The organism is Colwellia sp. BRX8-4, assembly GCF_014077345.1.
Lineage (GTDB): Bacteria > Pseudomonadota > Gammaproteobacteria > Enterobacterales > Alteromonadaceae > Colwellia_A.
Map to the genome: position 1 here is coordinate 41,504 of NZ_JACGVS010000026.1, position 8,454 is coordinate 49,957.

General features: G+C 38.9%; 10 protein-coding genes and 1 pseudogene. 3 read left to right on the plus strand and 8 right to left on the minus strand.

Annotated features, from left to right (window positions below; genetic code table 11):
* Window positions 1-9: 9 nt before the first annotated feature.
* From H4J56_RS17095 to H4J56_RS17130, 8 genes are all read right to left on the minus strand, one after another.
* Complete coding sequence (locus H4J56_RS17095) at window positions 10-588, minus strand: YqaA family protein (RefSeq protein WP_182222730.1); 579 nt, start codon at window positions 586-588, stop codon at window positions 10-12.
* 142 nt (window positions 589-730) lie between these two features.
* The gene (locus tag H4J56_RS17100) at window positions 731-1,369 is read right to left on the minus strand and encodes a protein-L-isoaspartate(D-aspartate) O-methyltransferase (protein ID WP_404842419.1); all 639 of its coding nucleotides are present in this window, start codon (window positions 1,367-1,369) and stop codon (window positions 731-733) included.
* A 101-nt stretch (window positions 1,370-1,470) separates the two neighbouring features.
* The gene (gene surE / locus H4J56_RS17105) at window positions 1,471-2,217 is read right to left on the minus strand and encodes a 5'/3'-nucleotidase SurE (RefSeq protein WP_182222729.1); all 747 of its coding nucleotides are present in this window, start codon (window positions 2,215-2,217) and stop codon (window positions 1,471-1,473) included.
* A complete protein-coding gene (gene truD, locus H4J56_RS17110) occupies window positions 2,217-3,251 on the minus strand; it encodes a tRNA pseudouridine(13) synthase TruD (protein ID WP_182259641.1) in 1,035 nt (344 codons plus the stop codon). Before truD ends, surE begins: the two co-directional genes overlap by 1 nt.
* Window position 3,252: 1 nt before the next feature.
* Complete coding sequence (gene ispF, locus H4J56_RS17115) at window positions 3,253-3,753, minus strand: 2-C-methyl-D-erythritol 2,4-cyclodiphosphate synthase (protein ID WP_182259642.1); 501 nt, start codon at window positions 3,751-3,753, stop codon at window positions 3,253-3,255.
* Window positions 3,750-4,508: a 2-C-methyl-D-erythritol 4-phosphate cytidylyltransferase gene (ispD, locus tag H4J56_RS17120; protein WP_182222727.1), complete on the minus strand. Its 759-nt coding sequence runs from the start codon at window positions 4,506-4,508 to the stop codon at window positions 3,750-3,752. The genes ispF and ispD overlap by 4 nt, the downstream gene beginning before the upstream one ends.
* Before the next feature lie 7 nt (window positions 4,509-4,515).
* Entirely contained in the window at window positions 4,516-4,818 is a 303-nt protein-coding gene (gene ftsB / locus H4J56_RS17125; protein WP_070374505.1) for a cell division protein FtsB, read from the minus strand.
* A 112-nt stretch (window positions 4,819-4,930) separates the two neighbouring features.
* Complete coding sequence (locus H4J56_RS17130) at window positions 4,931-5,548, minus strand: hypothetical protein (protein WP_182216938.1); 618 nt, start codon at window positions 5,546-5,548, stop codon at window positions 4,931-4,933.
* Between the two features lie 215 nt (window positions 5,549-5,763).
* Between H4J56_RS17130 and H4J56_RS17135 the strand changes: the two genes are divergently transcribed.
* The 3 genes and pseudogenes from H4J56_RS17135 to H4J56_RS19805 form a co-directional block, all read left to right on the plus strand.
* A complete protein-coding gene (locus H4J56_RS17135; protein WP_182222725.1) occupies window positions 5,764-6,657 on the plus strand; it encodes a mechanosensitive ion channel family protein in 894 nt (297 codons plus the stop codon).
* 272 nt (window positions 6,658-6,929) lie between these two features.
* Entirely contained in the window at window positions 6,930-8,180 is a 1,251-nt protein-coding gene (locus H4J56_RS17140; protein WP_220465966.1) for an EAL and HDOD domain-containing protein, read from the plus strand.
* Window positions 8,181-8,302: 122 nt separating this feature from the next.
* A pseudogene (locus H4J56_RS19805) lies at window positions 8,303-8,454 on the plus strand (transposase); the annotation flags it as partial.

The window sequence follows — 8,454 nt, forward strand, 5'->3', positions numbered from 1 at the left end:
TGTATTCATTTAACGTAAAACAAAATAGGCCACAACAATAAGCGCAACAATTAGCCAACCCAGTATATCTACCCATTGTCTTATCTTTTGTTCCATGGCGGCCCCTCCCCAGCGAATAATACCGGCAACCAAGAAAAATCGCATTCCACGACCAATTGCTGAAGCAATTAAAAACGGCAGAAAAGCCATATGTAAGAAGCCAGCACTGACTGTGAATAATTTATAAGGGATCGGTGAAAATCCAGCAATAAAGACGACCCAAACACCCCACTGCTGAAACCACAGCACAACGGCGTCAAAAGCGTCTTGCTTACCCATAGCGGTAATTGCCGGTTGTATCCAAGGTTCAAACATATAATAACCGAGTAAATAACCAACAGAGCCTCCCAAAATTGAAGCTATCGTTGTTAATGTGGCGTAAGACCATGCTTTGTGTGGTTTAGCCAGCACCATGGGTGCTAGAAGCACATCAGGGGGAATAGGGAAAAATATAGATTCAGCAAAAGTTAATAGTGCCAACATTCTTGGCGCAAATTTATGTTCAGCAAAACGAAGTGTCCATTCATACATTTTTGAAAAAATTTTCAATTAAATCATACCTTTTTTTCAGATAATAAAGAGTGAGTAATATTGTTTAGTTTATTTATGCAAAGACCACAATACTCTGCAGCTAATCTAGGGCTATGGCAGTAACGTACTGGCACAACTTTTTATATCAAGCGATGAAAAATTAAATTAACGCGCCGGGTACAAGCGGTACAAATTTAACCATTTCAACTTGTTGTTCTTTATACTCATCGCCATGACGAGTAATAACTTTTAGTATTTGCGTATCTGTGCCAACAGGTATCACTAAGCGCCCACCATCAGCTAACTGTTCCAGTAATGCCTTAGGCACTTCGGTTGGCGCTGCAGTAACAATAATCGCTTGAAAGGGAGACTTACTACTCCACCCTTGCCAGCCATCACCGTGCTTCATTGAGACGTTATTTAAATCTATTGATTGTAAGCGACGTTTCGCCTGCCATTGTAATGCCTTAATACGCTCGACCGAAAAAACTTTAGCAACCAATTGTGTAAGGATGGATGTTTGATAACCAGACCCTGTCCCTATTTCTAGAATGCTGTCAGGGACACCGTCCGCTAATAATAATTCTGACATTTTTGCCACTATATAAGGTTGAGAAATAGTTTGTCCCTGCCCAATAGGCAAAGCCGTATTGTCGTATGCTTTATGCGCTAAAATTTCAGGAACAAAAATATGACGAGGTGATTGAGCAATCGCTTGCAACACCCGCTGATCACGTATCCCTTCTGCGTATAATTTTTGCGCTAATAGCTCGCCGCTACGACGTGATTTACCGCTCACATTGCTCCCTACCCTTACATTCATAACCTGCTCTTTTTATTTTTTTTATTTTAAAATTAACATGTGATTTATCTAAAATTTAGCAATAACTCAACGGTAACTTAAATGATTAAGTCGCCGACCCAACGAGTGATCGATGCCAAACTATCATGGGCGGTCATATCAACAGTTAACGGGGTTATCGATGCATAACCATTGGCAATAGCATGAAAGTCTGTACCTTCGCCACAGTCTTGCTCTTGGCCTAATCGACCGTACCAATATATATCACGTTGCCATGGGTCTTGCGTTTTTTCCATCATTTCTGCTTTATGACGATTACCCAAGCGTGTCACCTTGACACCTTTTAATTCACTAAGCGGAATATCAGGGACATTAATATTGATAATTTGATCGACGGCTAATGGATGAGATTGTAAACGTTGAATAAATTTTGCCGTAACCACGGCAGCTGTTTGGTAATTTTGTTCACTTTGACCCACCAAGGAAACAGCGATTGCTGGCATTCCCATATGGCGCCCTTCTGTTGCCGCCGCTACCGTACCTGAATATAAAGTATCGTCGCCTAGGTTTGCGCCACAGTTAATACCGGCAACAACCAAATCAGGTGTAACCAGCTGACTGATACCAAGATGAACTGAATCGGTTGGCGTGCCGTTTACTGAAATGAAACCATTGTCTAACGTTTGAATGCGTAGCGGGTTCATTAGCGTTAAAGAGTTACTGGCACCACTACAGTTTCTATCGGGTGCGACTACCGTTACCTCAGCCATTTTTACTAATTCGTCGTATAAAACTTTAATGCCTAAAGCATGAACACCGTCATCATTACTGAGTAATATTTTCATTAGTTTACCGCTCGCTCTGTCATATCTTGATAACTGATTAATTCACGCAAAATGGTGGTTGCATAACAACCAGAAGGCAAAAAGAAGCTCAATGTTATGGTGTCATCAACCGACTTTATACTGCCTTCACTTAACGACAACCTAATTCTACGTCGTTCTTGCTTCAAGCCAAATTTAGCTAAACCTTGGCAAAAGTCAGCGTAACCATCGGCAACCTGCTGCTCTAGCTGTTGTGATTCACCTTGCGACATTAATTCGCCAGCGCCCCACAACGCAGCCGTTAGGTCGATATCTTTTTCTTGAAAGCGTTGACGAATGGTTGCGTCAATTTCATCAGCCAAAAATACCGACTGTGTACCGCTTAACATAAAAACATCACCCGTTTGTAAAGATTCAAACTGATTTTTTTCAATACGAGTACTGATTATTTGATTAAATATTTCTGAGCGAGCCGCCGATAAATACAGGCCTCGTTTCTTTTTATCTTTTACTTTCTTACCTTGAAATAACTCCAACGCTCTTTCAAGGTTGCCGCCATTAATACCAAAGCGTTGTTCACCAAAGTAGTTAGGCACACCAAATTGGCTAACCGCAGCCCAGCGGCGTAAGACATCATCGGTATTACTGACATTACGTAACACTAATTCGAAGCGATTACCTGACAACGCACCGATGCGTAACTTTTTGTTATGACGTTGTTGGGAAAGAACTTCAACACCTTCAATGGCTAAGTCACTTAAATCATAAATCGCTTTGCCTGGTAGGTGAATACCGAACCACTGCTCGGTAACAGCAAATCTGTCTTTTAAGCCGGCATAAGATACTAAGCCTTCTTTTACCTTAAAGTATTTAGCCAACTCTCGGGCAACAACCAGCGTATTGGCGCCAGTTTTTCTCAGGTGAATAAATAAATGTTCGCCTTCGCCGCAAGGTTCAAAAGGTAATTTTTCAAAGACCTTAAAATCAGACATTTCACTACGAAGTTGGCCAGTTGCATTCGGTTGGGTATATAAATATTGTAATGAATTGCTCATTTTATTGATTATTCTCTATAACGGCTGCAGAAGATTTTGTCAGTAAGACCACAGCGTGAACAGCCACACCTTCTTTACGACCTGCATAACCTAACTTTTCAGTCGTGGTTGCTTTTACATTAACTTGATCTAGCTCTGCTTGTAAGTCTTCACTTAAGCAAGTACGCATCGTCAATAAATGTGGTGCTATTTTAGGAGCTTGTGCAACGATAGTAATATCGGCATTACCGAGTTGATAGCCTTTTTCAATCATTAAACCGACCACATGCTTTAATAAAATTCGACTATCGATATTTTCATACTGACCATCTGTATCGGGAAAGTGATTACCAATATCGGCTAAGCAAAGCGCACCCAATATTGCGTCACACAAAGCGTGAATAGCAACATCACCATCCGAGTGAGCAATAAAGCCTTGCGGATAATCTATTTCTACACCGGCTAAAACAATAGGGCCTTTGCCACCAAATTTGTGTACATCAAAGCCGTGACCTATTCTCATGGTGTTTCCTGTAATGTTGGTTTTTGTTGCTGTTGTTTTTGCTTAGCTAAGAAAAAAGCGGCTAAAGCGAGATCATCTGGATGAGTAATTTTTATATTTTCACTGCTTGCCGAAACTAACAGACTAGGTAAATTAGCCCGTTCAATTGCTGATGATTCATCAGTGAGTTCAGCCCCTTGATTAAGGCCATTAATAATCGCTGCTTTTAATTCTCGCACGGGAAACATTTGTGGTGTTAGCGCGTGCCATAAATGCTCTCGCGCCACCGTTGATAAAACTTGCTGACCATTTAACGTACTCAAAACCGATCGTTTCATGGTGTCTCGCACCGGTGCAGCTAATAATCCGCCCACTTCTTTTGCTAGGCAACGAGCAATTAACGTTGAAATATCATCATGAGTAACACAAGGTCTCGCGGCATCATGCACCAAGACCCAAGAATAGTGCTCAGGGTCAATCGCTGTTAATCCAGCCAGTACTGAATCAACTCGTTCTTTGCCACCAATAACCGTTTCAACCTGAGCATTATTGATCAATGAAGTTTGTGGGTAATATTCATCATTTGCACTAAGCGCGATAATGACTTTATTTATCGACGGATGACTTAACAGGCGTTCAATGGTGTGTTCTAAAATCGTTTTATTATCAATAGTTAAATATTGCTTAGGGCAATTTGCCTGCATACGTTTACCTGCACCAGCGGCAGGGACAACAGCAATAAATTGTTGAGTGAGCTCTGTTGGATTAATTAGCATAACGTTATTATTCCGGGTCTATTTGCATGGTGTTTTTTTCAGAGGGTATTAAACGAAAGAATGTTTCGTTTTCTTTTATCATCCCTAACTCATTTCGAGCGCGCTCTTCAATAGCTTCGACGCCTGATTTCAAATCGTCGGTATCAGCATATAATAATTTATTACGTTGTTTGAGCTTGTCATTGTCTGCTACTTGACGTTGAACTTCTTGTTCCAAAGCTAGATAGTCAGGCACACTATTTTTCCCGAACCATAGTCGGTATTGTAATAACATCAAAAAAACCAGTAATAGTACGGTTATAGCGCGCATAAAAACCTAATGTAAAGCCTAAAATTTAGTCAGAGAAGTACCAGTACGGTTGCCATTATAAATGGGTGTTTGCTGGTGTAAACATTATTAACGCATTTATAATTTTTAAAAATTAAATTGCTAACGATTGCTTAAAGTTACGCCAGTTAATGGCACAAGATAATAACAACTCACGCAAACTCGGTGTTAAAGGGTTTGCTCGATGGGCATTTAACCAACAATGGCCACTACAAGCTGCCGTCATCACTTTCTTATTCGGTTTGAGTAACTGCCCTATTGCCTGGTTTTGTTCAAGCTCGGTTAAAGAGAACCAACCATGAAGATTGGTTCGAAAACGCTGTTGCTCAAGATCAATTCTGTCAATAGAGTCTAATAATATCGTGGAATCTTTGGCAATAGGCACCACTAGGCCATGATGCAACGTTGCCGATAAATACCACTGCTTTACTGACTCGCTGTCTTGACCATTTAATGGCATCTGTACACCTTGTTTAGCTGACCAAGTTGCATTTTGCACATCAAGCTTTAGGGGTGTTTGCACCTGTAACATGGAATTTGCCGTACGCTTGATATAATGAGGTAAACTTTTTAATCGCCCCTGCATCAATGAGGCTGATAAAAGAGGATCTATACTCAACTGCCCCAACTCTCTTTCATATAGCGCATTACAAAGCTCAGCAAAATCAGCTGATTGATAGTCCCTTTGCCATATTGAGGTTTGTTCATTCATGAATAATTGAGTGCTTTTTAATACGTTACTGGGTAGAATTCAACCTGAAGTTTAAGCATAACCTATTGGGTGAAAAAGATAAAATAAAGCGATAGTCTTTATTTATGGCTATTACCATGCATATTATTAGCTTTATCGCCCTTAACATTAACCAATAGCGCTATGCTGTTAATTGAACTCCACATAACCTAACACCGAAAACTCATGGAAAATATATGTTTGAAAAAGTAGCAAGTGAAAGCCCAGTAGTAGAAAAAACACTCTCTCTAGCGCCAACCGATTTATTACGACAAGAAATAGATCAGGTAAGTTATATTTATAATATCATTGTTGATTTTTTTGCTAATTATACCTTCCAATTAATTGGCGCCTTCATCATTTTCGCGCTCGGTTATATCGTCGCAGGTAAAATATCCAATGTTGTATTGAGACTATGTACAAAACATAAACTTGATATCACCTTAAGTCAGTTTTTGGCCAGTACCACCAAAATGCTTATCGTCATTATGATAACCGTTATCTCGCTAAGTAAATTAGGCATTAGTGTTACGCCATTTATAGCTGCCATTGGTGCCATTTCTCTTGGCGCAGGTTTAGCCTTACAAGGTTTATTAGCTAACTATGCTGCTGGTTTTAATATTATTATTATTCGCCCCTTCGTGGTTGGTGATACCATAACGGTGCGCGGTGTTACCGGCATAGTCAAAGAAGTTCTTCTGGCTTATACCATAATTCATGACCAAGACAGTGTTGCGATCACCATACCGAACAAACATATTGTTGGCGAGATATTACACAATTCCAAACATGACTCATTATTAGAGTTAACGGTGGGTATCGCCTATAAAGAAGACCCATTACAAGTGGTTACTATTTTAGAAAAAACGATAGATGAACTCAATATCGTTGGAGAATCACGCGAACCACAAATTGGTATTAGCGAATTTGCTGACAGCTCTATCAATATTTCGATACGCTTATGGACACCCACGGCTAATTATTATGATGCTAAATTTAAAGCCTACAAAGCAATTTACTTAGCCCTGAAAGAAAACAATATCGAGATCCCGTTCCCACAACGCGATGTTCATTTAATCTCACAAGCTTAGTATAAGGGTTGAATAAGTCTGACTTTCCACCATAAATTCAACGCATAAAAAACCACTCATTGAGTGGTTTTTTTTCGAGGTAAATCGTAAATCCGAATAATGTTCGAAACGATCACTCATCAAATGATGAATGAGTCTCAATGGAAAATTTTGCCACATTCGAGACATTAAGCTGTGCGTGGGTTAAGTTAATTAATATTAGATTTTGTATCGATAGCTCCCGTATAAAGTGAAAGCTTTATTTAGTACTTTTCGGATATATCAAACTACACTTGTTATTAGTTGTAGGGACTAGTAAGGAGAATGACATCGAAATTTATACAGCTAGACAGCCAATTCTTAATAGGAAAAAAAATGTCGTAGCTTATGAATTATTATTTAGAGATAGCCAAAAAAATTGTTTTCCCACTGACGTTACTCCGGACATCGCCACTGCAAAATTATTAGTTAACAGTTATCTCAGTATCGGCCTTGATGAAATGACAGAAGGGAAACCCGCATTAATCAATTTTCCAATGACCATGCTTACTGACCATTTGGTGAATTTGGCTCCATATAAAAATATTATTATTGAAATACTCGAAACAGCAGAACCAAGTGATGAGAATTTTGACGTTTTGACTAAACTTTTCCATCAAGGATATGCGTTGGCACTCGATGATTTTATTTATAGTACTGCATGGGATCGATTTTTACCCCTTGTTAAGCTGATAAAAATTGACATTATTGAAACACCGCTTTCGTCCATTGCTCATTTGTTACCTCACTTTCGAAAATACAAAATTAAGTTACTCGCAGAAAAAGTAGAAACACATAAAGAATTTTTACAGGCTAAAAAGCTTGGTTTTGAATATTTTCAAGGATATTTTTTTTATAAGCCAGAAATACTCACTGGCGTTGAAATTGAATCATCGCACCCTTTTTTAATGTCAATTTATCATGAGGTGATGAAAGAGGGTTATAGCTATAAAAAATTAGAAGGTTATTTTGAGCATGACATGGATTTAACCTACAAGTTATTGCGCTTTGTTAACTCTATTTTTTTCGGTCACACCAACGAAGTCAAATCTATCAAGCAAGCGATTGCTTATTTAGGAGAAGTTCAACTACGTAAATTTATATGTCTGATAGTTATGGTAGAACTTAACCCACAAAAACCGACAGTACTTATTCAAAATACTATTCTAAGAGCCCGACTTTGTGAGCAGTTTGCTAAAATAATGGGATTAAAGCAACTCACTGAGTATGCATTTTTAACAGGATTATTTTCTACCATTGATGCGATCCTAGATCGACCAATGGAGAAAGTTTTGTTGTCGATGCCACTTGCCAAAGAGATAAACATTGCCTTAATCGAGCAAACAGGTAGCTTGGCAGAGTGTCTCGCATTTGTCGTTGCTTATACCGAAGGAGACTGGGATACCATTAATATTTTCATTGATCTTTACAATGTAGACCCTGCCAATTTAATATCAACTTGTAATAAGGCCTATCAATGGTTATCAGCCTACAAAACATCATAAAATATTCATTAGAAAACATATGGAAAATAAATCCCCGCCTATTAAGCCACCCACAATAACTTGTTTGTTTTTTCAACAATAAACTACACTTAAATTACCCTCTTATAAGTGTGGTGATTATTATGCCCAAGCCTCGTTCACAACAAATTAGTTTATCTGATACGCCGTATTATCATATTTGCAGTCAAACCGTTCGAAAAGCCTTTTTATGTGGTGTTGATAAAGAAACCGGTGTCAGTTACGAGCACAGGCGTCATTGGATTGAACAGCGCAT

Bases quoted from the DNA above. Each gene is read 5' to 3' on its own strand.
- ispD (WP_182222727.1), bottom strand. From the start codon at position 4,508: ATGCTAATTAATCCAACAGAGCTCACTCAACAATTTATTGCTGTTGTC.
- H4J56_RS17135 (WP_182222725.1), top strand. From the start codon at position 5,764: ATGTTTGAAAAAGTAGCAAGTGAAAGCCCAGTAGTAGAAAAAACACTC.
- truD (WP_182259641.1), bottom strand. From the start codon at position 3,251: ATGAGCAATTCATTACAATATTTATATACCCAACCGAATGCAACTGGC.
- surE (WP_182222729.1), bottom strand. From the start codon at position 2,217: ATGAAAATATTACTCAGTAATGATGACGGTGTTCATGCTTTAGGCATT.
- ispF (WP_182259642.1), bottom strand. From the start codon at position 3,753: ATGAGAATAGGTCACGGCTTTGATGTACACAAATTTGGTGGCAAAGGC.
- ftsB (WP_070374505.1), bottom strand. From the start codon at position 4,818: ATGCGCGCTATAACCGTACTATTACTGGTTTTTTTGATGTTATTACAA.
- H4J56_RS17130 (WP_182216938.1), bottom strand. From the start codon at position 5,548: ATGAATGAACAAACCTCAATATGGCAAAGGGACTATCAATCAGCTGAT.